Genomic DNA, 25,818 nt, shown 5'->3' with positions numbered 1-25,818 from the left:
GGTCAGGGCCTCGTTGCGCTTCGCGACTTCACTTCTTCCACCCGGCGAACACGCGGCCCAGCAGACCGCGCTTGGCCGTCTCCTTGGCGGGCTGCGCGTCCTGGACATCGATGGCGGTGCCGGCCGAAGCGGACGATAGCTGGGCGAGCGTTTCGTACACATAGCGACGCGGCTCGACCCGGAAGCCCATCATCTGTTCGGCTTGTTGGATCACGCGCATGGCCAGCAGCGAATCGCCTCCCAGGTCGAAGAAGTTCTCGTCGGCATGGATGTCGTTCACGTCGATGCTCAGCGCGCTCGCCCAGATCTGCGCCAGGCGGGCCTGCTCGGGTTGCAGCAGCGCGTCCCGTTGCGCGGGGTGCGCAGGCGCGCTCGGCACGGCAGCGGTGTTGGCGCTTGGCGCCGGCGAATCGGAAGCCGCGAGGCGCTGCAGGTAGGCGGCGCTGGCAGAGCCTGCGGGAGCGGATATGGTTTCCAGCGTCGGATCGTCCTGATCGACCACGCGGCGCAGCAACTCGATGTAGCGCTCCTTGAAGGCGGCGCCCGTTTCATCCTTGTAGACGTCCGCGTTGTAGACCACGGCGCCTTCCAGCACGCTCGACTTGTCCATCAGCCACAGGCCCAGGTCGTCGGTCGCGCCTTGCTGCAGCAGGTGGACCTGCCGGTCCGCGAGGCCGCCGACGTCGCGCGCCCGCTCCCGTGCGTCCTGGAATGAGAACAGCGCCTGATAAAGGCCCACGCCCTGCGCGCGCTCGACGAACTCGGGTTCGCTGACCAAGCGCTCGAACGGAATCTGCTGGTGGTCCATCACCGAGATGAGTTCCTGCTTGACGTAGTGCATGAACTCGCCGAAGCGCATCGATGCGTCGACCTGGAAGGGCATCGGCAGCAGGTTGTTGAAGAAGCCCATGACCGGCTCCAGCTCCGGCGCTTCGCGGCCGCGGACGGGGGTCGCGACGACGATCGACGGCGTGCCGATGACGTTGCTCATCATCAGGATGTAGACGCCTAGCGTCAGCATGTTGAGCGTCATCTCATGGCGCTGGCCCAACTGGCGCAGGCGCTCGGTGAGGTCCTTGTCGACGGTGATCCAGTGCGACCCGCCGCGGCCGCTCATGCCGGCGCGGCGCGGCATGTCGGTGCGTGGCGCCTTCGGCGCGGGTGCGTTCGCGAATCGCTCTTTCCAGTAGCGCAGCTGCGTCTGGCAGGCGGGGGACTCGAGCCAGCGCGCATACCACTCGGCATAGTCGCCGTGGGTTGCCGCGAGTGTGGGCAGGCCGTGCGGCTCGCCGCGCACCAGCGCGCCGTAGATCGTCGAGAGTTCCTGCTGCAGGATGTCGAAGGACCAGCCGTCCCAGATCAGGTGGTGCGGCACGAACACGAACACGTGATCGTCGGCGGCAAGCCGGAAGAGCGTCGCATTGAACAACGGCGCTTCGTGGATGTCGATCGGACGATCCGCCAGTTCGCGCATGCGTTCCTTCAGCGCGACCTCGCGCTGGTCTTCGGGCAGCGCGGCGAGATCGACGACCGGAAGCTCGTACGCCACCTTGTCGGCGACGACCGCATGCGGTTCGCCCGTCGCGGCATCGGTTCCCATCGAGGTGCGCAGCGCAGGCTGCCGCTCGATGATGATGCCCAGCGCGGCCTTGAACTTCTCGACATCCATCGGACCACCGAGCCTGTGCGCGGAGGGGGCGTTGTACGTCGAGCGGCCGGGATGCAGCTCTTCGAGGAAACGGATGCGTTCCTGCATCGGCGTGAGCGGTGCGCTGCGCCGGCCGGGCACGACCCGGATGGCTTCGCTGCGCGGAGCACCGGTCTGGCCCAGCGTCTCGATCGCCGAAGCCAGGCGCTCGACCGTGGGCGCCTCGAACAGGACGCGCAACGGCACGGTGACGTCGAATTCACGGCTCAACAGCGTGGCCAGTCGCGCGGCCAGCAGCGAATGGCCGCCGAGCGCGAAGAAGTCGTCGTGAATGCCGAGGCCCGGCAGATTGAGCACGCGCTCCATGTGCTCGAGCACGGTCCGCTCGCGCTCATTGCGCGGCGCGACCCGTTCGGCCGCCTGTTCGCGCACGGCGCTGGGCTTCGGCAGCGCCTTGCGGTCGACCTTGCCGTTCGGCAGGAAGGGGATGGCGTCCAGCGTCACCACGTGCTGCGGCAGCATGTACTGGGGCAGCCGTTCGCGCAGGCGGCGATCGAGCACTGCGAGGTCGATGGTGGCGCCGGTCGACGGGCTGACATAGGCCACCAGGCGCACATCGCCCGGTTGATCCTCGCGCGTGATGACGACGCTGTTGCCGACGCCGGGCGCTTCGTTGCATGCGGCTTCGATCTCGCCGAGTTCGATCCGGTAGCCGCGTACCTTGACCTGGAAGTCGAAGCGTCCCATGTGCTCCAGCAGGCCGTCGTTGCCCCAGCGGCCCCGGTCGCCCGTGCGATAAAGGCGTGCGCCTGCGTCGCCCCACGGATCGGGGACGAATCGGTCGGCGTTGAGTTCGGGCCGGTCCAGGTAGCCGAGGGTCACGCCGGTGCCGCCGATCACGATCTCGCCCGGCATACCGATGGGGCAGCGCTGACCCTGCCCGTCGAGGATCCAGACGGTGGTGTTGGCGACGGGCTTGCCGATCGACACGCCCCGTTGTGCGACCCGTGCCGGCTCGACGCGCCAGAGCGTCGACCAGATCGTCGTTTCGGTCGGTCCGTACATGTTCCAGACTTCACCGCAGCGCTGCAGCAGTGTCTGGGCCAGATCCGAAGGCAGGCCTTCGCCGCCGACGAGCGCCTTGAAACCGGATACGCCGGGCCATTGCGCGTCGAGCAGCAGACGCCAGCCGCCCGGCGTCGCCTGCATGATGGTCGCGCCGCTTTCTTCGATCAGCGTGCGCAGCGCGTTGCCGTCCATGGTCGTGTCGCGCGACACCAGGATCACTTCGGCGCCGACCGTCAGCGGCAGCAGCAGTTCGAGCACCGCGATGTCGAACGACAGGGTGGTCACCGCCGCGAGGCGGTCGTCGGCGGTGATGCCGGGCGCTTCGCGCATGCTCTGCAGGAAGTTCGCGACGGCGCCATGCGGCACGCACACGCCCTTGGGCTTGCCGGTCGACCCGGAGGTGTAGATCACGTAGGCCGCGTCGTCGGGCAGCGCGTCCTGCGGCGAGGTCGGGAGCGTCGTGGCCGGCTTGTCATGCCATGCGGTGTCGCGGTCGATCGTGAAAACACGCTCCTCCGCATCGGGGCGCCAGTTCGCGGGTGCGGCGGGGACTGTCGATGCGGTGAGCAGAAGACCCAGCTGTGCGTCCTCGGCGTAGTAGTCGAGACGCGCCTGCGGAAAGGCGGGGTCCAGCGGCACATACGCGGCGCCGGTTTTCAGCACCGCCAGCAAGGCGACCATCATGTCGGCGTTGCGGTCCAGGCACAGGCCGACGCGCTCGCCACGGGCCATGCCGCGTTCGCGCAAGGCGTGCGCCAGGCGGTTCGACTGTTCGTCGAGTTCGCGGTAGCTCCAGCGGCGTTCGCCGTCGCGCAGGGCGGTGCGGTCCGGACTGAGTGCGGCGCGCTCGACGAAGCCGGCATGCATCAGTTGCACACCCACGAGCGGCGTCGCCGCCGGCTGGAGCGCGACGAGCGCCTTCGTCTCTGCGTCGGACACCACGTTGAGCCGCCCGACGGGCTGCATCGGGTCGGACGCAGCCGCGCGAAGAAGGCATTCGTACATGCCGAGCCAGCGCTTGATCGTGGCATCGTCATACAGGTCGGCGTTGTACTGCGCCTCGATCTGCATGCCTTGCCGGACCGGCGCCACGTTGACGAAGAGCTCGAAGTTCTCGTAGCGGCGCGCGATGGAACTCTGTTCGGATTCGATCTCGGGGAAGTTGCCCGTGACCAGCGCTCCGCTGTCGAGGTTGAACAGGACATTCACGAGCGGCAGGCGGCTCGGGTCGCGAGGCACCGGCAGCTTCCTGAGCAATGCGCCGTAGGTCAGCGTCTGATGCTCGAAGGCATCGAGCAGCGTCGCACCCGACGAGCGTGCGAACGCCTCGAAGGACATTTGCGGCTCGACCGCGACACGGATCGGCAGCGTGTTGACACAATGCCCGACCAGCGACGGCATGTCGCTGGGCATCTGTCCTGCGGCAGCGATGCCGATGATGAGATCGTCCTGTGCCGTGAGCCGGTGCAGCGTGGCGGCGAAGGCGCTGAACATCGTCGCGAACAGGCTGGTGCCCGACGCCGCGCCGACTTTGCGAAGCGAATCGATCAGTTCCTGGCTGAGCACATGATCGATGCGGCGGGAATTGAAGGTGCGCACCGCGGGCCGCGGATGGTCCAGCGGCAGTTCGAGCACCGGCAGGCTGCCCCCCGAGAAGCGCGACAGCCAGTAGTCGATGTGCCCCTGCATCTCGGGGCTGCCCGCCTCCTGCATTTCCCAGGCCGCGTAATCCGAATACTGCAAGGTCGGTTCGAGCGATGGGCCGGCGCCGATCTGCTCGGCGTAGAGCAGTCCGAGGTCCTGGCTGATGACGCCCCAGGACCAGCCGTCGCAGACGGCGTGGTGCGCCGTCATGATCAGCACGTGCTCGATGGCGGACAGCTTGAAGAGCTCGGCCCTGAAGAGCGGCCCCTTCTCCAGCTCGAAGGGCTGCAGCACCGCGGCGAGGCCTTCATCCTCCAGCCGGCGTTTCTGCGCGGCGGGATCGACCTCCCGCAGGTCGTATTCGGCGATGTCGACCGGCGTGGCTTCGCCGATCAGCAGTTGCGTGCCGTCGGGCGAGATGGTCGAGCGCAGCGACTGGTGACGTGCAACGAGCCGGTCGAGCGCGGCGCTCAGCGCTTGCGTGTCCAGATCGCCCTTGAGCCGCATCCGGAGCGCTTCGTTGTACGCCAGCGATGCTTCCGGACTCAGCTGGTCGCCCAGCCAGACCTCGCGCTGTGCTTCAGTGGTCGGGACGATCCGCTCGATCAGCCCCGACGCGAACGGGTCGAATTCTTCCGCGGCCGCGGCCGGGGCGGAGGGTGGGGTCAGGACGGCATCAGTCATGCTTTTGGAACTTCGTGAATTTGCCTTGGGCGTTGGGATCGGGCACGAACCAAGCGGGTTGCCCGTCCTTGTCGCGGCCCAGTCGGGCGTTCGGGACAGGCGGATTGGAGGGGTCGAAGGCCGACTGCACCGCGGCGCGGCGCGGAAGAAGTTCGGCTTCCTGCATCTCGGCGATCGATTCCTTGAAGGCGGACTTGATCGTCGCGATGTCCTGCTGCGAATGCGCAGTCGTCATGAAACAGGGGAAGTTGTCGAGGATGTGCACGCCGCGGCTGCGCATCATGGCGAACAGCAGGTCCTGCAGTGGATGGTCTTCCAGCCACGTCACGCGCCACAGCGACGAGAAGTAGCGGATCTCCAGCGGCGCGCCGACTTCGCGGCAGAACGCCGTCAGTTCATCGGCCATCGCCGCGGTGTGCAGGTTGAGCTGTGTCTGCAGCTTGTTGTTGTCCTTCTTCAGGTGCTCGAGGGCCGCCTTGGCCGCGGACAGCGCCAGGGGGTGCCGCACGAAGGTGCCGGCGAAGTAGGTCACGCCCACGGTCGGCATGGAGTCGTCGCCGTACTGCCAGGCGCCGCCGTCGAGCGCATCCATGTAGGCGCGCTTGCCGGCGATCACGCCGACAGGGAAGCCGCCGCCGATCACCTTGCCGTAGCAGGCGAGGTCGGCACGCACGCCGAACATCGCCTGCGTGCCGCCGAGATCGCAGCGGAAGCCTGTGATGACCTCATCGAAGATCAGGCAGGTGTCCGATTTCTCGGTGATGGCCCGCACCTCGCGCAGGAATTCGCGCGGCTGGAAGTCGGGTCGGCGGCTCTGCACTGGTTCCACCAGCACGGCGGCCAGGTCGTCCGCATTGGCGCGGATGAATTCGAGCGATTCGGGCGTGCCGTAGTCGAGTACGCGGATGTCGCCGAACATGCCCTGCAGCACGCCGGGCGCTGCAGACATGCCCTTGGCATTGCGGCCTGCACGCACCAGCACTTCGTCGAAGGTGCCGTGGTAGGAGCCAGTGAACACGACCACCGTGCTGCGTCCGGTCACGGTGCGCGCGATACGCATCGCCGCCATCACCGATTCGGAACCGGTGTTGCACAGGCCGGCGCGATCGAAGCCGGTGAGTTCGCAAACGAGCGACGAGACTTCGGCGGCCAGCGGGTGCTGCGGGCCGATCTCGTAGCCGAGGTCGAGCTGTGCGCGCACCGCGTCGTTGATGAAGTCGGGCTGCCAGCCGAAGAGGTTCATCCCGAAACCATTGAGCACATCGACATACTCGTTGCCGTCGATGTCCCAGAGCCTCGAACCCTTGGAGCGCCCGACCACGATCTGGTAGGTGATCTCCTTGGTCGCCGGCCGGAAGCCGTTGACCACGCGCGGGTCGGCCATCTGCGAACGATTGCGCTCGGTGAAAGACTTGCTGCTGCGCGTGCGCTCGATGTAGCGCCGCATGAAGGCCGCGAGGCGCGCCTTCTGTCGCTCGGTCGGTTCCTTGCTCTGCGTGTGAATGCGTGCAATGGCACCGAAGGCCTTCTTGACGTCGTACTTCTGCAATGGCGCGGGCTCGTCGGCAGCCGGCGTGGGAGATATGGACGCCGTGGCCGCGGCGGTGGCCATGGGCGTGGGTTGCTCCACCACTGGCGCCGGCAGCACGGGGCTGGCCGGAACCACTGGCGCCGCCGACAGCAATGCGAGTTGCTGCTGCATCAATTGCATCTGCTGCGCGATGACCTGCTGCACCAGCGAGCCGTTGCCGGCCGCCAGCCCGACGACGGGCACCGCGGCGGGCATCGAGGTCGCCGTCGGTGCGGCTGGTTGTTGCTGCATCGCCGGCATCGACACTGCTGCCGGCGCCGTGGCCACGGCGGGTGCAACGGCGGCGGTGGCCGCGACCGGATCGGGCGGTAGCGTCGTGTCGAGGTACTCCGCGAGCGCATCGAAGCTGCGATAGCTCTCCATCAACTGCCGGAAGGTCAGGTTGACCTTGAAGTTCTTCTTGACCTGGATTGCGGCCTGCGTGAGCGTCAGCGAATCGAGCCCGATCTCGACGAAGGGCGATGCACCGGGGGCATCCGACATGTCGATGCCCGAGAGGTTTTCGAACAGTTCGCGAAGGCGCGCGACGAGCGAGGCCCGGCGAGCGGGTTGGGCGGAAGCGGTGGCTGCGACAGGCATTGTCAACTCCGGAAGCGGTGCGGAAGGCCGCACGGAAGTGATGGAAGAAGAGACCGAAGAAGCGGCCGAAGAAGCCGCCGAAGAGGTGGCCGAAGAGGTGGCGACGGCAGGCGCGACCGGCGTCGACGCGATGTCGACCCAGAAACGCTTGCGCTCGAAGGGATAGGTCGGCAGCCGCAGGCGATGCTTGCGTTGACGCGGGTCGAGCGTCGACAGATCGGGTTCGAGCCCGAGCGTCCAGAGCCGGCCGGCGGCGAGCCGCCAGCTTGCGCATTCCTGTTCGGGCCGATCCGACAACAGGGAAACGGCAGGCACGGGGCGCTGCTTGGAAGCGTGCTGACGTACCAGGGTGACCAGCGTGTTGCGCGGGCCCAGCTCGACGAAGAGTGCGTGTTCCGTCTCGCCGAGCGCGGAAAGGGCGGCAGGAGAGAAGCGCACGGCTTCGCGCAGATGGCGGGCCCAGTACTTGGGATCGATCGCCTCCGCATCGGTGAGCTGTCGGCCGGTGAGGGTCGAGTAGATCGGCGTGCCCGGTGCCTTGAGGGTCACCTGGCGCACGAGCGCTTCGAACGGCGCGACAGCCCCTTCCATCATCGCGGAATGGAAGGCATGCGACGTCTGGAGCACCTTCGATGCCACGCCGGCTGTTTCCAGCTGCTGGCGGAATTGCTCGATGAGATCGGCAGGGCCGGCTGCCACGCAAGCCGTCGGACCGTTTTCCGCGGCGAGCGAGATGCCGTCGGGCAGCTGCTTCGCGAGTTCGGCCGCCGGCATCCGCACCGACAGCATGTCGCCCTCGGGCATCGATTGCATGAGGGCGCCGCGCTGCGCTACCAGCCGCGCAGCGTCGTGGAGGCTCATCACGCCTGCCAGCACCGCGGCCGCGAATTCGCCGACGCTGTGTCCGATCAGCGCCGCCGGCTCGATGCCCAGCGACTGCAGCTGACGCGCCAGTGCGTATTCGAGAGTGAAGGTGGCGGGCTGCGTGATGGAGGTCGGCTTCAGCGCAGCCTCATCGTCCGAGAACATGCGCTCGCGCAGGTCGAATGCCACTGCGCCCTCCAGCGCCTGCAGGCATTCGTCGAAGGCCGCGCGAAACACCGGCTCGTTGGCATAGAGCTCGCGGCCCATGCCGGCGTACTGCGCACCCTGGCCGGGGAACATGAAGACCGCACGCGGCGTCCAGGGAGCGATCTCGCCGGTGGCCTTGGTCGACGGATCGTCACCGCGCAAAGCCTGCACAGCCTGTGCGACCGATTCGGCAACCATGCAACTGCGGTGCGCGAATGCCTTCCGGCCGACGCGCAGCGTGTGCGCGACGTCCGCCAGCGACACGCCGGGCTCGGCCTCGAGGTGGGCGGCGAGGCGCGATGCGGCGGCTGCCAGTGCGGTCGGCGTGCGTGCCGACAGTTGTAGAAGCTGCGGCCCGGCGCTGGCGTCCGAAGCTTCGATCAGCGGCGCCTCTTCGACGATCACGTGGGCGTTCGTTCCGCCGACGCCGAACGAGCTCACGCCGGCGCGCCGCGGCGCGGCACCGCGCGGCCAGGATTGCATGCGGTCGTTGACGCGGAACGGTGTCGAGGCGAAATCGATCGCCGGATTGGGCGCCTCGAAATGAAGCGAAGCCGGGAGCTTCTGCTCGCGAAGTGCGAGTGCCGTCTTGATCAGGCCGGTGGCGCCCGCGGCGGCCACCAGGTGCCCGATGTTGCTCTTGACCGAGCCCACGCCGCAGAAGCCGGTGTCGCTGGTGTGGGCGGCGTAGGCCTTGGTCAGGGCCGCAATCTCGATCGGGTCGCCCATCGGCGTTGCCGTGCCGTGCGTCTCGACGTACGAGATGCTTCGCGCGTCCACGCCGGCCGAGCGCAGCGCGGCCGTCACGACGCGCGCCTGCCCGTCGATGCTTGGTGCGGTGAAGCTGGCCTTGATGCCGCCGTCGTTGTTGATCGCAACGCCGCGCAGCACGGCATGGATGGGATCGCCGTCGGCCAGCGCGTCCGACAACCGCTTCAGCAACACCACGGCCGCGCCATCGCTGAAGACCGTGCCCTGCGCCTTGGCGTCGAAGGTGCGGGTATGACCATCGGGGGAGAGCATCGAGCCCTCTTCATACATATAGCCACTGCGCGGCGGGCAGGTCACGGCGGCGCCTCCCGCCAGCGCCATGTCGCAATCGCCGTTGCGCAGCGCGGAGAACGCCTGCGCCACCGCCACCAGCGACGTGGAGCAGCCCGTATGCACGCTGATCGCGGGGCCCGTCAGGTTGAGGCGGTGCGCGACGCGCGTTGCGATGAAGTCCTTGTCGTTGGCCAGGGTGACCGGCAGTTCGCCGAATTGCTCGATCAGGTCGGGGCGCGCCAGCAGATGGCGCTGCAGATAGGTGCTGCCGTACATGCCGGCGAACACGCCGACCGGGCCGGGCGTCCGGTCGGGTGCGTAGCCGCCGCGTTCCAGGCATTCCCAGCAGATCTCGAGGAAGAGGCGCTGTTGCGGGTCGATGATTTCCGCTTCCTTCGGGCTGATGCCGAAGTGCGCGGCATCGAACATCTCGACGTCGGCGACCACGCCGCGGGCGCGCACATAGGCCGGGTCGTTGCGCAGCGCATCACGCACGGACGGATCGAGCGTCGCATCGTCGAAGAAGCTGACGGTGTCGCGGCCCGCGCAAAGGTTGTCCCAGAACTGCTCGACGTCAGCCGCACCGGGAAAGCGTCCCGCCATGGCGATGATGGCGATGGGTTCCGACGCGCTGCCGCACGAGGCATCGGCCGGAGCCGGTCGTTCGGCTGCGGGCGCGGCTTCTCTCGGCTCGCCCATGGCCTGTGCAAGCGCGCGCGCCGTGGGTTCCTGGAAGAAGTCGTTCGCGGCGAGCTTGCGCGAGCCGGCGCCTTCGAGCATGCGGATCACGCGCAGCACTGCCAGCGAGGTCCCGCCCAGTTCGAAGAAGTTGTCGAGCACGCCGGCACGATCGATTTCGAGCACTTCGGCGAACACCTGGCACACGCGCTTCTCGAGGACGGTGGACGGCTCGCGAAACACCGTCGCCAATTCGGGGCGCTGGCGCGGCGGCGCGGGAAGCGCGCGGCGGTCGAGTTTTCCGTTTTCGGTGATCGGCAGGGCGGCCAGTTCGACGAAAGCCGCGGGCAGCATGAACTGGGGAAGGTCCCGCGCGAGATGCGCGCGCAACTCGGAGTCCGGTACATGACCGGACGCCGGCACCACGTAGGCGACGAGCCGTGGTTCGCCGTCGCCGTGGTCGGTCCGGGCGATCACCGCGCATTCGCGCACGCCGGGATGGCGCAGCAGCAGGTTTTCGATCTCGTCGGTCTCGATGCGGAAGCCGCGGATCTTGACCTGGTGGTCCATCCGGCCCAGGCATTCGATGTCGCCGTTCGCGTCGCGCCGACCCAGGTCGCCGGAGCGGTAGGCATGCAGCGTCTTGCCGCTCGCCGGGTCCGTCCAGTCGATGAATCGCTCTGCCGTCAGTTCGGGACGCCGCAGGTAGCCGTTGCTCACGCCGGCACCGCTGACGACGATCTCGCCCGTTTCGCCATCGGCCACCGACCGCAGCTGCTCGTCGAGCAGGTCGATCCGGAGGTCGGGAATCGGCACGCCGATCATGCTGCCGCGGCGCTCTTCCAGGTCGCGCAACGCGACCGGCCGGTAGGTGACGTGGACCGTCGTTTCCGTGATGCCGTACATGTTGACGAGCTGCGGCCTTGCATCGCCATGGCGCTCGAACCAGGGGCGGAGCATCTCGAAGGACAGCGCTTCGCCACCGAAGATGACATAGCGCAGGCTCAACGCCTCCGGCGGCAGCGCGGCGCGGCGATCGGCTTCGATCAGCGACCGGAAGGCCGACGGTGTCTGGTTGAGGACGGTGACTTTCTCCCTCGCCAGCAGGTCGAGGAAGTCCGCCGGCGAACGCGTGACAGCATAGGGCACCACCACCACGCGGCCGCCATAAGCCAGCGCGCCCCAGATTTCCCAGACCGAGAAATCAAATGCGTGGGAGTGGAAGAAGGTCCAGACATCGCCGGGGCCGAAGCCGTACCAGGCGTCCGTCGCATCGAACAGGCGGGCCACGTTCGCATGCGTGACCAGGCAGCCCTTGGGGCGGCCGGTCGAGCCGGAGGTGTAGATCACATAGGCAACCGCATCGGGCTCGGCGGTGCCGACATCGGTCGAATCTTCCTGCCCCAGGCTGGGGTCGTCGACCAGGAACACCGGCAGCTCCGATCCGGGAAGGGCCGAGGCGCTGGCGGAATGCGTCAGGATGGCGACCGGCCGAGCGTCCCCGATGGTGAACTCCAGCCGTTCCTTGGGGTATTCGAGGTCGATCGGCAGATAGGCAGCGCCCGATTTCAGAATGGCCAGGAGACCCACCACCATCTCGATCGAGCGATCCATGCCGATCGCGATCAACTGGTCTCGCCCGGCGCCCGCACGCTGCAGGCGGCGCGCCAGTTGGTTGGCGCGGCGATTCAGCTCACCGTAGCTGATGGATTCACCGTTGCAAGACGCGGCGAGTGCGTCAGGATTCGCCGCAGCGCGCGCCGCGACTAGCTGGTGTACCGGAACAAATGAATTCACCATGTAGCCCTCTCGCCCTCGGCACCCGGTTCAACGCAACACGATGTGTCAGAACTTGAATCGAATACCAAAGCAGTCTTTTTCCGCCGGTCCCAAGTTTGCCAACCGCCTGGAAGTGTCGCCATTTGCCGAAAGTTGTGTCAGAAGGCATACATCTCCGGCCCACATGACAACATTGGAATCACTTGGTTGCCATTACCTTCTTGACAAATTGAGCCAATCGCAACTGATTGTGCCTACCTTTTCCAAAAGTGAGTACGAAAATCTGACAAACGGGGTCAGGCCAATCGGAAAATGAGATGGAAAGTACTAATTTGTAGCACTTCGCCGACCCAGGGCCTAGACGGTCGCTTCGTCCAGTTGGTCGCCGTTCAGATGAGTGGTATCGGCCCAGCCCACCAGCGTGAATCCCTGCGGCGTCCAGAGCAGGCGATTGATGGCCGCGTTGCCCAGTTCCCAGGTGCGTGGCGCCTGAAGATCCTGTCGCGTAGCCGCCCGGTAAAGCACGTCCATGACGCCCCCGTGGGCCACCATCACCACGAGTTCGCCAGGGTGTTGCGCGGCGATTCGCGCTGCGGTGCGGGTGACCCGTTCCCGAAAAGTGAGCAGTGACTCTCCGCCCTCGGGCGTGAATTCAGGGTCACGCGTGCGCCACAGCCGGGCCTGATCGGGCAGCGCGGCGTCGATGTCGGCGAATGTGCGGCCCTCGAACATGCCGAATGCGCGCTCTCGCAGGCCGGGATCCGCCGTGACCTTGATGCCCCGCGACTTTGCGATTTCCTGGGCTGTCTGCCAGGCGCGCGCCAAGTCGCTGGCGTAGATCGCGCCGATGGGTTCTTCCTCGAGCGCCCGCGCAACCTGCCGGGCCTGCCAGAGGCCGGTGTCGTTGAGGCCGACGTCGAGCTGTCCCTGAATGCGGGTGTCGACGTTCCAGGCGGTTTCGCCGTGGCGAACGGCGATGACTCGGGTGGGGTCCATTCGCGAAGATTCTAGGGTGACCCCTTGGTTCAGCGCGTCAGACCGGGCCTAGTTCTTCGCGGTGGGAATTTCCAGATTCACCCGCCGCTCGCCCTTGGGCGGATTCGGAAAGCCCTGGAGCGCGGCCTGAAACATCACGGGCAACACATCGGCGCTGATGTTGAAGGGCCCGTCATTGCGGGCGTGGGTTTCGTACACGACGCGATTCGAGGGCAGTTCGCGCAGCACGATGCTGACCTCGCGTGTGTACCAGGGGTTGGTTGCCGGCGGGAACATCGGCCCGTACCACCCGCCGCCATACCAGCCGCGACCGTAGCCCCAGGCGCCATAACGCGGACCTGGACCCCACCAAGGCCCGGGTCCCCACCACGGGCCGCCATACCAGGGGTCCACCCAGGGCGAAAGTTCGGAAGTGACGCGTGCGCCGATCTGGGCGGTGTAGCGAGGCGCCGCATCATCGCGGCGCAATCCCACGCTTTCGAGCGCAGGGCTTGCCATCGCCTCGAGTTGCAGCTGCGCCGCCTCGTCGTATTGCTGTGACGGCAGCCGTTCGAATCGGTAGGTCGCGTCAGCGGGCACGGAGGCGATCTCCGAGAAGCTCCGGACGTCGCTGTCGACCACCCAGCGCGTGGCGCAGCCGGAGAGGCTGGCGGTGAGCACGAGCGCTGCGAGCAGGAATCTCAATTGGCTCTCCTGACCGGGCTTTGTCGGCGCGACAGGCGCTGCGCCCCTAGATTTGCACGATGCGCAGCGGCGACTGGGCTGGCAACTCGGGAGCGTCGAACGCCTTGTCGCCGTCGGCATCGGGCACGCCCGTCGCCTTCAGACCCTTGAAGTCGAATGACGTTCCGTCGAGCAGATGCGAGGGCACGACGTTCTGGAGCGCGTTGAACATGTTCTCGATGCGCCCCGGGAACTTGCGATCCCATTCACGCAGCATCTCGCCGACCTGCTTGCGCTGCAGGTTTTCCTGGCTGCCGCAGAGGGTGCAGGGAATGATCGGGAATTCGCGGTGCTGCGCCCAGCGGACCAGGTCCTTCTCGGCCACATAGGCCAGCGGACGGATCACGATGTGCCTGCCGTCGTCGCTCACCAGCTTGGGCGGCATCGACTTGAGCTTCGCCGCAAAGAACATGTTGAGGAAGAAGGTCTGCAGCATGTCGTCGCGGTGATGGCCCAGGGCGACCTTGGTCGCGCCGAGTTCGTCGGCCACGCGGTAGAGAATGCCACGGCGCAACCGGCTGCACAGGCCGCAGGTCGTCTTGCCCTCGGGGATCACGCGCTTGACGATCGAATAGGTGTCCTGCTCCTCGATGTGGAATGGCACCCCCAACGCCGTCAGGTAGCCGGGCAGCACGTCCTCGGGAAAACCGGGCTGCTTCTGGTCGAGATTGACCGCGACGATGTCGAAGTGGATCGGGGCGCGCGCCCTCAGCTTGAGGAGGATGTCGAGCAGGCCGTAGCTGTCCTTGCCGCCCGACACGCACACCATGACCTTGTCGCCCTCTTCGATCATGTTGTAGTCGACGATGGCGCGGCCCACCTCGCGGCAGAGGCGCTTTTCGAGCTTGTGGGTCTCGCGCTCGATCTTCAGGCTATTGGCAGACGATGGTGTCTCGTCGATCCACACGGCACTCATTTATTTGCTCCTGAAAACTTCGACGCCGACGGCGTCGCAGTCGGGATACACGTCGGGTTTGGCGGTCGACACGCGTGCGGCATGCACCTTCGGGTGCGTGAGCACTTGCGTGAGGATGTCGTCGCACAGCGTTTCCTGCAAGTGGATATGCCCCTTGCTCAGGCGCGTGGCGACGGTGCGGCGGATGAAGTCGTAGTCGACGACTTCGTCGAGTTCGTCCACTTTCGGCGTCGAGACGTCGAGCGGCACGTACAGGTCGACGTTGATGATCACGCGCTGCTCGGCGCGCTTCTCGAATTCGTGCACGCCGATGTTGATCCACACCTCGTAGTCGCGCAGGAAGACGCGTCTGCAGGTGCGCAATAGAGGGTCGATGGCGACGTGTGTCATGGAACAGAAGCTTTCAGCAGATCGTCGACGACGAACATGATGTCGCGCGGCAGCGGCACCAGGTGCTGGCCGTTGTCGACGCAAACGGTGGTGCCGGTCACGCTGGGCGTGGCGGCGAGGAAGACGCAGGTGCGCGCCACGTCGGCGGGATCGATGGGTCGGCGCATCAGGTTGGCGCGCGAAGCCTTCTTGAAGTTGTCCCCCGTCTGCGGACCGCTCGTGAAGAGGATGCCCGGCGCGACGCCGCAGATGCGCACCGTCGGCGCCAGCGACTGGGCCTGGAGTGCCACGGCACGTTCCAGCGCCAGCTTGGAGACGGTGTATGAGAAGTAGTCGGGGTTCAGGTTGTAGACCTTCTGGTCCAGCATGTGAATCGCCGAGCGGTCGATGCCGTCGCCCGGCGTCGCGTTGCGGGCGAGAAGCCGCGCGAAGGAAAGCGGCGCAATCAGGTTCACGCCGATCTGGCGCATTGCGGCATCGGCGTCGAAATCCAGCCCGGTATCGGGTTCGAAGGCCGAGGCGTTGTTGACGATGCAAGCCAGCGGACCGTCGGCCGAGATCTGCTCGACCAGGGCGCGGCGACTTTCCTCGCTGCCGATGTCGGATTCGACGGCGGCTGCGTCATGACCTTCGTCGCGCAGGCGCGCGCACAATGCCAGGGCCTGTTCGCGCGAGGCGCGGTATTGGCACCACACGCGCCAGCCCGCGCGCGCGAAGGCTTCGCAGACCGCGGCGCCCAGCCGCTGGCCGCCGCCTGTCACGAGCACGCTCTGGCGTGGGGACGAATGAACCATCCTGATAGATTTCCCGTATGAACCTGGAGCAGGGCGCCGGACGCGCCACCCCCTTGACCCGGATTATCGATGCCGCGCTGCAGCGCGCCGGTGGCTGGCTGCCTTTCGACCGCTTCATGGCGCTGGCTTTGTATGCGCCCGGATGGGGGTACTACGGCAATTCGAGCCGCAAGTTCGGCCAGATGCCGTCTTCCGGCAGCGATTTCGTGACGGCGCCCGAACTGACACCGCTCTTCGGCCGAACGCTGGCCGTTCAGGTGGCCGAGGCCCTCGCGAAGACCGGCACGGATGAAATCTGGGAATTCGGCGCCGGCTCGGGTGCGCTGGCGCTGCAACTGCTCGATGCATTGGGCGATCGCGTGGTGCGCTATCGCATCGTCGATCTTTCCGGCACCCTGCGCGAGCGGCAGCAGCAGACACTGGCCAGGCATGGCAGCAAGGTCGAATGGCTTGCCGAACTGCCCGAGACCATGCGCGGCGTGATCGTCGGCAACGAGGTGCTGGACGCGATGCCGGTGCAACTGCTGGTGCGGACAGGCGGCGCCTGGTTCGAGCGCGGCGTGGTGCGCGATGGCGAAGGATTCGCCTGGGAGGACCGCCCCACCGATCTGCGCCCGCCGGTGGAGATCGAAGGCACTCACGACTACCTGACCGAAATCCATCCGCAAGCCGAGGCCTTCATCGCCACGCTCGCCGATCGCCTGAGGCAGGGCGCAGCCTTCTTCTTCGACTATGGCTTTCCGGAGTCGGAGTACTACCACCCGCAACGCCACATGGGCACGGTGATGTGCCATCTCGGGCACCAGGCCGATGGCGATCCGCTCGCCGACGTAGGCGCCAAGGACATCACCGCCCACGTGAACTTCACCTCGGTCGCGCTCGCGGGCCAGAACGCGGGTTTCGAGGTCCTGGGCTATGGCAGCCAGGCGAGGTTCCTGCTGAACGCCGGCATCCTTCCCATGATGGAGCAGGCCACGCTCGCCGAGCGGAGCATGGCGGCCCGGTTGATCCATGAGCACGAGATGGGCGAACTGTTCAAGGTCATCGGCTTCACGGTGGGGGCGCACTGGGATGCGCTCGGCTTCGCCGAAGGCGACCGGATCCACACGCTGTGAGGCCCGAATAAGCTAGCAACCAACCGTTGGTTGGAGATTCGCGCCGCGCGTCCTAAAGTGGCAGACCGGTCGCTGCCCGCCTGAAGGCTCTAAAGGCGCGACGCCACGATGGATTGTCTGAATGACTGCTACTCTTTCTCCCGAAGCCGACACGCGGAATGCGCCGGCGCAGCCCTTCGAAGTGCGACGTTTCGATGCGCCGGTGGGCGCCGAGATCGTCGGGCTCGATATCTCGAAGCCAATCAACGATGCCGACTTCGCGCGCATCCACCGCGCGCACCTCGATCACCACGTGCTCGTCTTCCGCGACCAGCAAATCACGCCCGCGGAGCACGTGGCGTTCAGCCGTCGCTTCGGGCCGCTGGAAATCCATGTGCTGCATCAATTCCACCTCGAGGGCCATCCAGAGATCCTGATCGTCTCCAACATCAAGGAAAACGGCGAGCCGATCGGCCTGGGCGATGCGGGTGTCTATTGGCACTCCGACATCTCCTACAAGACCCGGCCCAGCCTCGGTTCGCTGCTGCATGCGCAGGAACTGCCGAGCGAGGGCGGCGACACGCTGTTCGCCGACCAGCACCTGGCGTGGGAAGCGCTTGATCCCGTGCTGCAGGAGCGCATCCTGCCGCTCAAGGCCGAGCACAGCTACCTGGCCAAGTACGAAGAACTGCGGGCGAAGAATCCGTGGCGGCCCAAGCTGTCGCAAGCCCAGATCGACCAGGTCGCGCCGGCCGTCCAGCCGGTGGTTCGCACCCATCCGGAGACCGGCCGCAAGGCGCTCTTCGTCAGTGAGCACTTCACGACGCGTATCGTCGGAATTCCTCAGGCCGAGAGCGATGCGCTGCTGGCTGAACTGTTCGCGCACAGCGTGAAGCCCGAATTCGTCTACCGGCACCATTGGGCGCAGCACGATCTTGTGTTCTGGGACAACCGCTCGCTGATGCACCTGGCTGCGGGAACGCCGGACGCGTTGCGCCGCAAGCTCTACCGGACCACCGTCGAGGGCGACCAACCCTTCTGACACCGGGCTCGGGTCTAATCGGCCCTCATGAGCTCCACTTTTTCTCCCGAAGCCGATTTGAGCGTCGCCCATGCGCTCGCTGGCGCGGCGGCGGCGCATTCGCTGCGCCTCTTCCGCACGCCGCTCGACATCATCGCCAAGGCCGACGAAAGCCCCGTGACCCAGGCCGACCGTGCCGCCGAGACGGCGATGCGCGACATCCTCGGCGCCGAACGGCCCGCCGACGGCATCTTCGGCGAAGAGCACGGGCGCGAGCGCCTGGAAGCCGAACGCGTCTGGGTGCTGGACCCGATCGACGGCACACGCAGCTTCATCACCGGCTCGCCACTCTGGGGCACGCTGATCGCGCTGGTGCGCGGTGGCCGTGTGGAATTGGGCATGGTCGACATGCCGGTGCTTGGCGAACGCTGGGTCGGCCAGGCCGGCATCGGTGCCAACCGCAACGGTCAACCTGTACGCGTGAGGGATTGCAAGACCATCGCAGAGGCCCGCATCGTCACCACATCGCCCGACATCTTCAACGCGGCCGACTGGCAGGCCTTCGACAAGCTCAGCCGCCAGTGCGCGATGCGGCGCTTCGGCGGCGACTGTTACGGCTACGCGCAACTCGCGGGCGGCACGATCGATCTGGTGGTCGAAACCGGCCTTCAACCCTACGACTATCTCGGCCCGACCGGCCTCATCGAGGCAGCGGGCGGCATCGTGACCGATTGGGAAGGGCGTCCGCTCGGCCTGCAGTCTGACGGGCGCGTCATCGCCGCCGCAACGCCCGAACTTCACCGACAGGCGCTGGCGTTGCTAGCGGCCTAAACTCTCCGGATGATTCGCTGGCTGATCGTCGTCGTTCTTGCGCTCGTTCTGATGAGCGGGCTCACCCAATGGCTGCGGCGCTTCGGTTTCGGGCGGCTGCCTGGCGATTTCGAGTTCCGTGCCTTCGGACGCGAATGGCAATTGCCGATCGCCAGCACGGTCGTTCTCAGCATGATCGCGGCATTGATCGCGCGATGGATTTGAATCGATGAAAGCCTGCGTCGACCTCGGCGGAACCAAAGTGGCCGTGAGCCTGTCCGCGACCGGTGCTCCGCCGCTGATCGGCCGCCGCAGCGAACCCACCGCCAAGACCGGAAACAACGATGCGGTGGCCGTTCAGATCATTCGGCTGATCGAAGAGGCCTGCGCGGAGCAGGGCGTCGATCTCGCCAGCATCGATCGCGTCGGCGTTTCGTCGGCGGGCCCCTTCGAATTGCGAGACGGCATGGTCGAGCTGGCGACGCCGAACATCTGCGGCGGCATTGCCGGCCCCGCGCGTGGGCTGCCCAACCAGTGGATGACCGCACTGCTCGAAGCGCCGCTTCGCCGGCGGTTCCCGCACGTCCGCGTCGAGAACGATGCAGTCGCTGCACTCGAAGCCGAGCGGCGCTGGGGCGCGCTGCAGGGAGTCGACCATTGCGCCTACGTCACGTGGAGCACCGGCATCGGCGTCGGCCTGTGCGTCGACGGATGCGTCCTGCGCGGCAAGAACGGCAACGCCGGCCACGCAGGACACAGCTTCGTCGTCGATGACGACAGCAATGCGCTGTGCGGCTGCGGCAACGTCGGGGATGTCGAGGGACTGAGCGCGGGCAATGCGATCGCACGGCGATTCGGCCAGTCCGCACCCGACTTGTTCTCGGCGGCCATGCGCGGCGATGCACAGGCCATTGCCACGGCGGACGGGCTCTGCCGGGTCATGGGCCGCATGCTCTACAACCTGATCGCGACACTGGACCTCGAACGCATCAGCCTGGGCGGCAGCGTGTTCTGGAACAACCGCGATTTCCTGTTGCCGCGCTTGCAGGCTCAGATCGACGGCAAGCTCGTTGCATTGACGCGCGGCGCCGTGCTGATTCCCGCCGGCCTCGGCAACACGGTGGGCGACTACGGCGCGTTGGCCCTGATCGCTTGAGGCATCGTCGAGGCGCAGGGTCGCAGTGCTACGCTACTCAGACACGCGCCCAGGAGACAACGATGACGGCCAGCTACGTGGAAATACAAGGCGCCCAGGCGGATGTTGACCTCTGGGATGGGTTGATCACGGATCAGAACGCCCTCATCGCCAGGATGATGCAGAAGATGTCCCGAGTCGGAAGCGCGGATGCAGTGTGGCTCGACGAGCGAATCACGGAGGCGGAAAGTATCGAGAACCGCTTGGTCGTCGGACTCGATCGCGCGCAGCGGCGATTGCGGGCAATGATCTAGGCGTCTATCAAATCCCTCCCGGTCCGAAAAGTGAATTTGTCACTGCCAAATGCGCCATTTGGCCCCTTCACCGGCCGGTCTCACGCAGGCAAAGTGCGCGCTGCCTCAGCGGTTACACGACGGAGCGGACCATGGATTCAGCGATCTTCACTCTTGCAGCACTTGGCGCGTTGGTGGCCGTCGGCTGGGTCATCGATCTGCTTGCGCACCGTACGCCGCCGACGCACTTGGAACGTCTCATGGCGGATCAGATCCGCAGGTCTACGGATGCGATCCGAGGTGAAACCGTCGTCTGAATCACCGGCCTACCTGCCGACGAGCGAACGACCGTCAGGCTGCCATCCGCAGCTTCGCGCTCTGTTCGGCCGCGCATTCGCCGACGATCTCACCCAGCCGTCGCAGTCCCGCAGCGACGGTGTCGTCATAGGGGCTGCCGCAGTTGATCCGCACGTAGTGGTCGAAGCGCGAAGAATTCGAGAAGAGCGTGCCCGGCGCCACCAGGATGCGTTCGCGCAAGGCCGCGTCGAATACCTCCATGGACGAAAGCCGCCCAGGCAGTTCCACCCACAGTTGAAGACCGCCGGGCGGAAGATTCAGGCGGGTGCCTGACGGAAAGTGCGCGGCGATCGCATCGGCCGTCTGCTCGCGCTGATCCTTCAGTTTTTCGCGCAGGCGGCGCAGATGGCGGTCGTAGGCGCCGGTGCCCATGTACTCGCCGGCCACCCATTGCGAGAGTTCCTCGTTGCTGCGCGACTGGGTGTACTTGAGCATCTCGACGCGCCCGTGCCATCTGCCGGCCGACATCCAGCCCAGACGCATGCCGGGCGCCAGGATCTTGTGCAGCGATGCGCAATGGATGACGTTGCCACTGCGGTCCCATGACTTGATCGCGCGCGGCGGCACGTCGGCGTCGAGCAGTTCGCTGTAGGAGTCGTCCTCGATGAGTGCAACGGCGCGCTGCTCGCACAGCGCGACCAGGCGCTGCTTGTGCGCGTCGGGCATGACGCTGCCCAGCGGGTTCTGCAGGTGGGGCACGATCACCACCGCCTTGATGTTGTCGTAGGCGTCGAGCGCCATCTCCAGGGCCTCGATCGACAGGCCAGTCTGCGGACTGGTCGGAATCTCGACCGCGCGCATGCCGAGGCTTTCGAGCACCTGCAGCAAGCCGTAGAAGGTCGGCGATTCGACCGCCACCGTGTCGCCGGGCTGGGCCACGGCGCGCAGCGCGAGGTTGAGCGCTTCGATGCAGCCGTTGGTGACCATCACGTCGTCGGGCGACAGTGCCATGCCGACACGCAAGCCGCGCCGCGCCGCCACTTCGCGCAATGGCGTGCGGCTGCGCGAGGGCGCTGCAGTCGTGAGCAACTCCGGCCGCTGGCGCAGCAGCCGAATCATGGTCGTGCGAAGCGCCTGCGCGGGGTAGAGCCCTGGTGCGCCGCGTGCCGTCGAGAAGTCGATCCGCACCTCGCCCTGGCGCCGACGCGCGACGAATTCCGAAACCTTCGCGTGAATGCCGACGTATTGGGCCGGGTTGGGCGGCTCGTTGGCAGCGGGCTCCTCCATCGTTGCGATCGCGAGCCGGCGTGGACGCCGCACAAAGTAACCGGAGCGATCCCGGGCCTCGACCCAGCCTTCGCTTTCCATCGCGCGGCAAAGCTGCAGTGCGGTGGAAAGGCTGATGTCGTGCAGTCGCATCAGGCTGCGCAACGATGGCAGCTTGTCGCCGGGCTCGAGGGAGCCGGCGCGGATGGCGTCTACGTAACGGGTGGCGAGCTTCCGGTAGAGCGGTGGCGATTCCATGGCTTTGATCCTCGCGCGGTCCGTGTCTTGAAAACAGATGCAGATCCGAAGGAAATCGACCATAACAGACGCTTCTCGAGCCCATCTGTTGTGCTTCAGCTTCCCTTCTGCTGTGCCTGTTTTCTAGGCGACCCGCTGCCTACCATGAAGGCACCCAGATCGTTCTCAAAGAGGTATCACCATGTCGAGCGAACTTTCCGAAATCACCAGTCTTCAAGCGGGCCAGACACTGCGCGTGGCCGTCGACCCAGGCTTCACGATGCTTGTCGCGCAAGGTAGCGTGCGCGTTTGCTCGCCGCCCGCATGGTTCGGCGAAACGATGTTCAGCGCGCGGACCCTGCTGAATGAAGGCGAGGCCCATGTCATCGAGCGCGGCGGCTGGATCGAGGTCTCGGCACTGTCCGCCGCGCAGGTTCGTGGCCTGCCGCAGCCGGCGCGCAAGCCCGAGACGACGGCTTCTCTCGTCGCGCGGCTCGTGCAATTGCTCACTGGCGACGTGGCTTGGCGCCATTGAGTCAGGCCGCCGCGGCGTACTCCTCGCGGAGGATCTTGGCGGCCGAGACCATCGCGCGCAGCTTGCCGATGGCCGCGTCGCGCGGCAGGTATTTCATGCCGCAGTCGGGCGCCAGGATCACGTTCTCCGGCTTGATGTAAGGCAGTGCGCGGCGGATGCGCCCGGCGATCGTTTCGACTGATTCGACCTTCGGGTCGGACAGGTCGATGCAACCCACCATCACGCGCTTTCCGTCCAGTTGCCGCAGCACGGAACAGTCCAGATTCGATTGCGCGGTCTCGATCGAAACCTGCCGGCAACTGCACTGCGCCAATTCGGACAGGAAGGAATAACCGCTCGGCCGCTCGTGGATGATCGCGGCGTAACCGAAGCAGATGTGCACCGCCGTCGTGCCGGTGATGCCGTCGAGTGCGCGGTTCAGCGCCTTCAGGCCGTACTGCCGCGCCTTCTCGGGACGCGCCTGCATATAGGGTTCGTCGATCTGGACCACGTCGGCGCCTGCGGCGAACAGGTCGCGGATCTCCGCATTGACTGCGGCGGCGTAGTCCATCGCTGCTTCTTCCTCGCTCGCGTAGTGGTCGTTCTGCGCCTGCTGCAGCATCGTGAACGGGCCGGGGACGGTGATCTTCACCTGGCGGTTGGTGTGGGCCCGCAGGAACTTCAGGTCGTCCACTTCCACGGCATGCCGGCGGACGATCTTGCCGACGATGCGCGGCACCGGGTTCGGATGACCCGATCGGTCCAGCGCGGTGCCCGGGTTGTCGAGATCAACGCCGTCGAGCGCAGTGGCAAAACGGTTGGAATAGCTTTCGCGCCGGATCTCGCCGTCGCTGACGATGTCCAGTCCGGCTTCTTCCTGTGCGCGGATCGCCATCAGGGTCGCGTCGTTCTGCGCTTCCTCGAGGTACTGCGGCGGAATGCGCCAGAGCTCTCGCGCACGGACGCGCGGCGGAAAGCGACCGGCCAGCTTGGCGCGGTCGATCAGCCATTCCGGCTGCGGGAAACTGCCGACGATGGTGGTGGGGAACAGCATGGTTTTCCTCCAGGGTGAAATTGAAGTTCGTACGATTCGGCGGCTCAGACGCCCAGGTAGGCGCGCCGGATCTCGGGCCGCGCCAGCAACTCCTGCGGCACGCCCTCGGCCACGACGTGGCCCTCTTCGAGCACATAGGCGCGGTGCGACACCTCCAGCGCCATCGTGACGTTCTGTTCGACCAGCAGCACCGATATGCCATCGGCATTGATTCGCCGGATGGCGGCGAACATGTCGTGCACGATGCGCGGCGACAGGCCCAGCGAGGGCTCGTCGAGCAGCAGCAAACGGGGGCGCGCCATCAGCGCCCGGGCGATCGCGACCATCTGCTGCTGTCCGCCGGACAACTCGCCGGCCGGGCTCGCCAGTTTCTCGCGGATGACGGGGAACAGCGCGATCACCTGCTCCAGCGTGTCGCGCCGCTGCGCCTTGGCATGCGGCAGGTAGCTGCCGAGCTGCAGGTTCTCCAGGACGGTCATACCGGCGAAGAGACGCCGCCCTTCGGGCACCAGCGCGATGCCGGCCTCGCAGAAACGATGCGGCGGCAGTCGGGTGATGTCCCGGCCGTCGAGGCCGATGCTGCCGCCGCTTGCGCGCAGCATTCCCGCAATGGTGTTGATCAGCGTCGTCTTGCCGGCGCCGTTCGGGCCGACCACGCACAGCAGCTCGCCGGGCCGCACGTCGAGCGAAACGCCCCACAGCGCAGGCGCGGCGCCGTAGGCGACCTGGAGATCCCGGACTTCAAGCATGGGCCTTCCCCAGATAGGCGGTCATCACCTCGGAGCGCTGCATCACGTCGGTGGCCGCTCCTTCGGCGAGCAGTTCGCCGTGATTGAACACCACGATGCGGTCGGTCAGCGCCATCACGGCGCGCATCACGTGCTCGACGAAGACGATGCTCGATCCCTGGTCGCGGATGCGCCGGATCAGCGCCACCGCATCGTCGATTTCGCTCGGCGTGAGCCCGCACAGCACCTCGTCGAGCAACACCAGCCGCGGGCGCGAGGCCAGCGCGCGGGCGAGTTCGAGGAACTTTCGCTGGTGCAGGTTCAGGTCGTCCGGCAGCGCGCCGGCCTTGTCCTGCAGACCTGTGAATTCGAGCCAGGTCATGGCCTGCTTGCGCGCGCTGTCCGGATCGCGGACCGCGCCGCCGAACATCGTGGCGATCGCCACGTTCTGCAGCACGCTCAGGTGCGCGAAGGGCCGGGGGATCTGGTAGGTGCGCGCGATGCCGCTGCCTGCGATGCGGTGCGCGGGCAGGCCGTTCAGGCAGCGCCCTTCGAAGACGATCTCGCCGCCGCTGGGCGTGTAGTGGCCGCTGACGACGTTGATGAAGGTCGACTTGCCGGAGCCGTTCGGACCGAGCAGGCCGAGGATCTCGCCGCGCCGCACGTCGACGTTGACGCTGGTCAGCGCGCGCACGCCCTTGAACGATTTGCTCAGGCCCCGCACGCGCAGCAGCAGGTCGCCATGTCCTGCGATCACCGGTGAGGGTCGAACAGGCGTCTCCGCCGATGCCGGTGCCGTGTGGGTCTCTGGCGGCATGACGGGCTGCGCTGGCCGCCACAGGCGGCGCACGCGCTCCAGAATGCCCTCGGGCATGAACAGGATGGCCGCGATCAGGATGATGCCGATCAGCGCCTTGCCGGCCACCGCATGGTCGGCCGCCGTGAAGCTGTAGAGCAACGCGGTGATGACCACGGCTCCGATCGCAGGCCCGGCCCAGTGGCGCGTGCCGCCGAGCACGCTCATCAGCACCACCGTCAGCGGCACGGTGATGGTGAAGACTTCGCCGGCCGTCACGTACGACAGGAACAGCGCATGGATGCCGCCGGCCACGCCGGCCAGCGCGCACGAGATGGCAAGCGCCTGCAGCTTGTAGCGGTAGGTCGGCACGCCCATCACTTCGGCGGCGTCTTCATCGTCGTGAATCGCGAACAGGCCCGCGCCGAACTTCGACACCTGGATGCCCCAGGCGATCAGCAGCGTGCCCACGGCGGCGGCCAGCGCGAGCAGGTAGAACGTCGAGGACTGGGTCGGGCCGATCTTCGGGACAGGCACGGCACTGAGCGGCACGCCCGAGCCGCCATCCAGCGGCGTGTTGACGACGATGGTGCCGATGACAAAGGTGATCGCCAGCGTGAGCAGCGCGAAGAGTTCGCCGCGCACACCCCGGACCCGGAACACGACCGCGCCGAGCGCCACGCCGAGCAGCGCAGCGACCAGCGCCGCCGCCGGCAGCGTCCACAGGAAGGGCCAGTCGTAGCGCGCCATCAGCGTGGCGCTCGTGTAGATGCCGGCACCGAAGAAGGCCCCGTGCCCGAACGAGAAGTAGCCCGAGTAGCCCGACAGGATGTTCCATGAGGTCGCCAGCACGATCCAGCTCAGCATCAGATAGAGCAGCGAGTCGTAGAAGGCGGGCAGGCCGAGTTGCGGCACGAAGGCCAGCGCAACGCCGGCCAGCAGGATGACCACGGGGGTGCGTTTCATCG

19 protein-coding genes are annotated in these 25,818 nt (G+C 66.6%); 8 read left to right on the top strand and 11 right to left on the bottom strand.

The window, feature by feature from the left end; genetic code table 11:
• Window positions 1-28: 28 nt before the first annotated feature.
• The 7 genes from AC1DHL_RS12240 to AC1DHL_RS12210 all read right to left on the bottom strand — a co-directional run bounded on the left by AC1DHL_RS12240 (window position 29) and on the right by AC1DHL_RS12210 (window position 15,605).
• Window positions 29-5,044 carry an amino acid adenylation domain-containing protein gene (locus AC1DHL_RS12240; RefSeq protein ID WP_478162125.1) on the bottom strand — a complete coding sequence of 1,672 codons (5,016 nt, stop codon included), beginning with the start codon at window positions 5,042-5,044 and terminating at the stop codon, window positions 29-31.
• Complete coding sequence (locus AC1DHL_RS12235; RefSeq protein ID WP_478162124.1) at window positions 5,037-11,807, bottom strand: amino acid adenylation domain-containing protein; 6,771 nt, start codon at window positions 11,805-11,807, stop codon at window positions 5,037-5,039. The genes AC1DHL_RS12240 and AC1DHL_RS12235 overlap by 8 nt, the downstream gene beginning before the upstream one ends.
• 336 nt (window positions 11,808-12,143) lie before the next feature.
• Entirely contained in the window at window positions 12,144-12,782 is a 639-nt protein-coding gene (locus tag AC1DHL_RS12230) for a histidine phosphatase family protein (RefSeq protein ID WP_478162123.1), read from the bottom strand.
• A 48-nt stretch (window positions 12,783-12,830) separates the two neighbouring features.
• Window positions 12,831-13,466, bottom strand: a complete 636-nt coding sequence (locus tag AC1DHL_RS12225) for a DUF4136 domain-containing protein (protein WP_478162122.1) — start codon at window positions 13,464-13,466, stop codon at window positions 12,831-12,833.
• Between the two features lie 46 nt (window positions 13,467-13,512).
• Window positions 13,513-14,421, bottom strand: coding sequence for a tRNA 2-thiocytidine(32) synthetase TtcA (ttcA, locus tag AC1DHL_RS12220; RefSeq protein WP_478162121.1), 909 nt, complete (start codon window positions 14,419-14,421; stop codon window positions 13,513-13,515).
• Window positions 14,422-14,811, bottom strand: coding sequence for a dihydroneopterin aldolase (locus tag AC1DHL_RS12215; protein WP_478103101.1), 390 nt, complete (start codon window positions 14,809-14,811; stop codon window positions 14,422-14,424).
• Window positions 14,808-15,605 carry an SDR family oxidoreductase gene (locus AC1DHL_RS12210; RefSeq protein ID WP_478162120.1) on the bottom strand — a complete coding sequence of 266 codons (798 nt, stop codon included), beginning with the start codon at window positions 15,603-15,605 and terminating at the stop codon, window positions 14,808-14,810. Before AC1DHL_RS12210 ends, AC1DHL_RS12215 begins: the two co-directional genes overlap by 4 nt.
• A gap of 17 nt (window positions 15,606-15,622) precedes the next feature.
• On the opposite strand from AC1DHL_RS12210, the gene AC1DHL_RS12205 reads away from it, so the two are divergent.
• From AC1DHL_RS12205 to AC1DHL_RS12175, 7 genes are all read left to right on the top strand, one after another.
• Window positions 15,623-16,720 (top strand): class I SAM-dependent methyltransferase, encoded by a 1,098-nt coding sequence (locus AC1DHL_RS12205; protein WP_478162119.1) that lies wholly within the window; start codon window positions 15,623-15,625, stop codon window positions 16,718-16,720.
• Between the two features lie 121 nt (window positions 16,721-16,841).
• Window positions 16,842-17,741, top strand: coding sequence for a TauD/TfdA dioxygenase family protein (locus AC1DHL_RS12200; protein WP_478162118.1), 900 nt, complete (start codon window positions 16,842-16,844; stop codon window positions 17,739-17,741).
• Window positions 17,742-17,768: 27 nt separating this feature from the next.
• Window positions 17,769-18,551 (top strand): histidinol-phosphatase, encoded by a 783-nt coding sequence (hisN, locus tag AC1DHL_RS12195; protein ID WP_478103107.1) that lies wholly within the window; start codon window positions 17,769-17,771, stop codon window positions 18,549-18,551.
• Window positions 18,552-18,560: 9 nt separating this feature from the next.
• Window positions 18,561-18,755 carry a DUF2905 domain-containing protein gene (locus AC1DHL_RS12190; RefSeq protein ID WP_478103108.1) on the top strand — a complete coding sequence of 65 codons (195 nt, stop codon included), beginning with the start codon at window positions 18,561-18,563 and terminating at the stop codon, window positions 18,753-18,755.
• Between the two features lie 4 nt (window positions 18,756-18,759).
• Window positions 18,760-19,686, top strand: a complete 927-nt coding sequence (locus AC1DHL_RS12185; protein WP_478103109.1) for an ROK family protein — start codon at window positions 18,760-18,762, stop codon at window positions 19,684-19,686.
• Between the two features lie 62 nt (window positions 19,687-19,748).
• Complete coding sequence (locus tag AC1DHL_RS12180; RefSeq protein ID WP_478103111.1) at window positions 19,749-19,979, top strand: hypothetical protein; 231 nt, start codon at window positions 19,749-19,751, stop codon at window positions 19,977-19,979.
• 131 nt (window positions 19,980-20,110) lie between these two features.
• Window positions 20,111-20,275, top strand: coding sequence for a hypothetical protein (locus tag AC1DHL_RS12175; protein WP_478103112.1), 165 nt, complete (start codon window positions 20,111-20,113; stop codon window positions 20,273-20,275).
• A 34-nt stretch (window positions 20,276-20,309) separates the two neighbouring features.
• On the opposite strand, the gene AC1DHL_RS12170 is transcribed toward AC1DHL_RS12175, so the two are convergent.
• Window positions 20,310-21,779, bottom strand: a complete 1,470-nt coding sequence (locus AC1DHL_RS12170; RefSeq protein ID WP_478103114.1) for an aminotransferase-like domain-containing protein — start codon at window positions 21,777-21,779, stop codon at window positions 20,310-20,312.
• Between the two features lie 181 nt (window positions 21,780-21,960).
• Between AC1DHL_RS12170 and AC1DHL_RS12165 the strand changes: the two genes are divergently transcribed.
• Entirely contained in the window at window positions 21,961-22,293 is a 333-nt protein-coding gene (locus AC1DHL_RS12165) for a hypothetical protein (protein WP_478103115.1), read from the top strand.
• 1 nt (window position 22,294) lies between these two features.
• On the opposite strand, the gene AC1DHL_RS12160 is transcribed toward AC1DHL_RS12165, so the two are convergent.
• The 3 genes from AC1DHL_RS12160 to AC1DHL_RS12150 are packed head-to-tail and all read right to left on the bottom strand — an operon-like array spanning window position 22,295 to window position 25,816.
• Window positions 22,295-23,326, bottom strand: coding sequence for a uroporphyrinogen decarboxylase family protein (locus tag AC1DHL_RS12160; protein ID WP_478162117.1), 1,032 nt, complete (start codon window positions 23,324-23,326; stop codon window positions 22,295-22,297).
• Between the two features lie 44 nt (window positions 23,327-23,370).
• Entirely contained in the window at window positions 23,371-24,075 is a 705-nt protein-coding gene (locus tag AC1DHL_RS12155) for an ABC transporter ATP-binding protein (RefSeq protein WP_478162116.1), read from the bottom strand.
• Window positions 24,068-25,816: a branched-chain amino acid ABC transporter ATP-binding protein/permease gene (locus AC1DHL_RS12150; protein ID WP_478162115.1), complete on the bottom strand. Its 1,749-nt coding sequence runs from the start codon at window positions 25,814-25,816 to the stop codon at window positions 24,068-24,070. The genes AC1DHL_RS12155 and AC1DHL_RS12150 overlap by 8 nt, the downstream gene beginning before the upstream one ends.
• Window positions 25,817-25,818: the final 2 nt, after the last annotated feature.

It is taken from the genome of Variovorax sp. 10L426 (assembly GCF_056395305.1).
Note: the sequence above shows the minus strand (reverse complement) of the source record. Positions and strands in the feature narration are given on the sequence as shown.

Bases quoted from the DNA above. Each gene is read 5' to 3' on its own strand.
- AC1DHL_RS12210 (WP_478162120.1), bottom strand. From the start codon at position 15,605: ATGGTTCATTCGTCCCCACGCCAGAGCGTGCTCGTGACAGGCGGCGGC.
- AC1DHL_RS12175 (WP_478103112.1), top strand. From the start codon at position 20,111: ATGGATTCAGCGATCTTCACTCTTGCAGCACTTGGCGCGTTGGTGGCC.
- AC1DHL_RS12235 (WP_478162124.1), bottom strand. From the start codon at position 11,807: ATGGTGAATTCATTTGTTCCGGTACACCAGCTAGTCGCGGCGCGCGCT.
- AC1DHL_RS12165 (WP_478103115.1), top strand. From the start codon at position 21,961: ATGTCGAGCGAACTTTCCGAAATCACCAGTCTTCAAGCGGGCCAGACA.
- AC1DHL_RS12150 (WP_478162115.1), bottom strand. From the start codon at position 25,816: ATGAAACGCACCCCCGTGGTCATCCTGCTGGCCGGCGTTGCGCTGGCC.
- AC1DHL_RS12230 (WP_478162123.1), bottom strand. From the start codon at position 12,782: ATGGACCCCACCCGAGTCATCGCCGTTCGCCACGGCGAAACCGCCTGG.
- ttcA (WP_478162121.1), bottom strand. From the start codon at position 14,421: ATGAGTGCCGTGTGGATCGACGAGACACCATCGTCTGCCAATAGCCTG.
- hisN (WP_478103107.1), top strand. From the start codon at position 17,769: ATGAGCTCCACTTTTTCTCCCGAAGCCGATTTGAGCGTCGCCCATGCG.
- AC1DHL_RS12205 (WP_478162119.1), top strand. From the start codon at position 15,623: ATGAACCTGGAGCAGGGCGCCGGACGCGCCACCCCCTTGACCCGGATT.
- AC1DHL_RS12155 (WP_478162116.1), bottom strand. From the start codon at position 24,075: ATGCTTGAAGTCCGGGATCTCCAGGTCGCCTACGGCGCCGCGCCTGCG.
- AC1DHL_RS12240 (WP_478162125.1), bottom strand. From the start codon at position 5,044: ATGACTGATGCCGTCCTGACCCCACCCTCCGCCCCGGCCGCGGCCGCG.
- AC1DHL_RS12215 (WP_478103101.1), bottom strand. From the start codon at position 14,811: ATGACACACGTCGCCATCGACCCTCTATTGCGCACCTGCAGACGCGTC.
- AC1DHL_RS12190 (WP_478103108.1), top strand. From the start codon at position 18,561: ATGATTCGCTGGCTGATCGTCGTCGTTCTTGCGCTCGTTCTGATGAGC.
- AC1DHL_RS12180 (WP_478103111.1), top strand. From the start codon at position 19,749: ATGACGGCCAGCTACGTGGAAATACAAGGCGCCCAGGCGGATGTTGAC.
- AC1DHL_RS12200 (WP_478162118.1), top strand. From the start codon at position 16,842: ATGACTGCTACTCTTTCTCCCGAAGCCGACACGCGGAATGCGCCGGCG.
- AC1DHL_RS12160 (WP_478162117.1), bottom strand. From the start codon at position 23,326: ATGCTGTTCCCCACCACCATCGTCGGCAGTTTCCCGCAGCCGGAATGG.
- AC1DHL_RS12170 (WP_478103114.1), bottom strand. From the start codon at position 21,779: ATGGAATCGCCACCGCTCTACCGGAAGCTCGCCACCCGTTACGTAGAC.
- AC1DHL_RS12185 (WP_478103109.1), top strand. From the start codon at position 18,760: ATGAAAGCCTGCGTCGACCTCGGCGGAACCAAAGTGGCCGTGAGCCTG.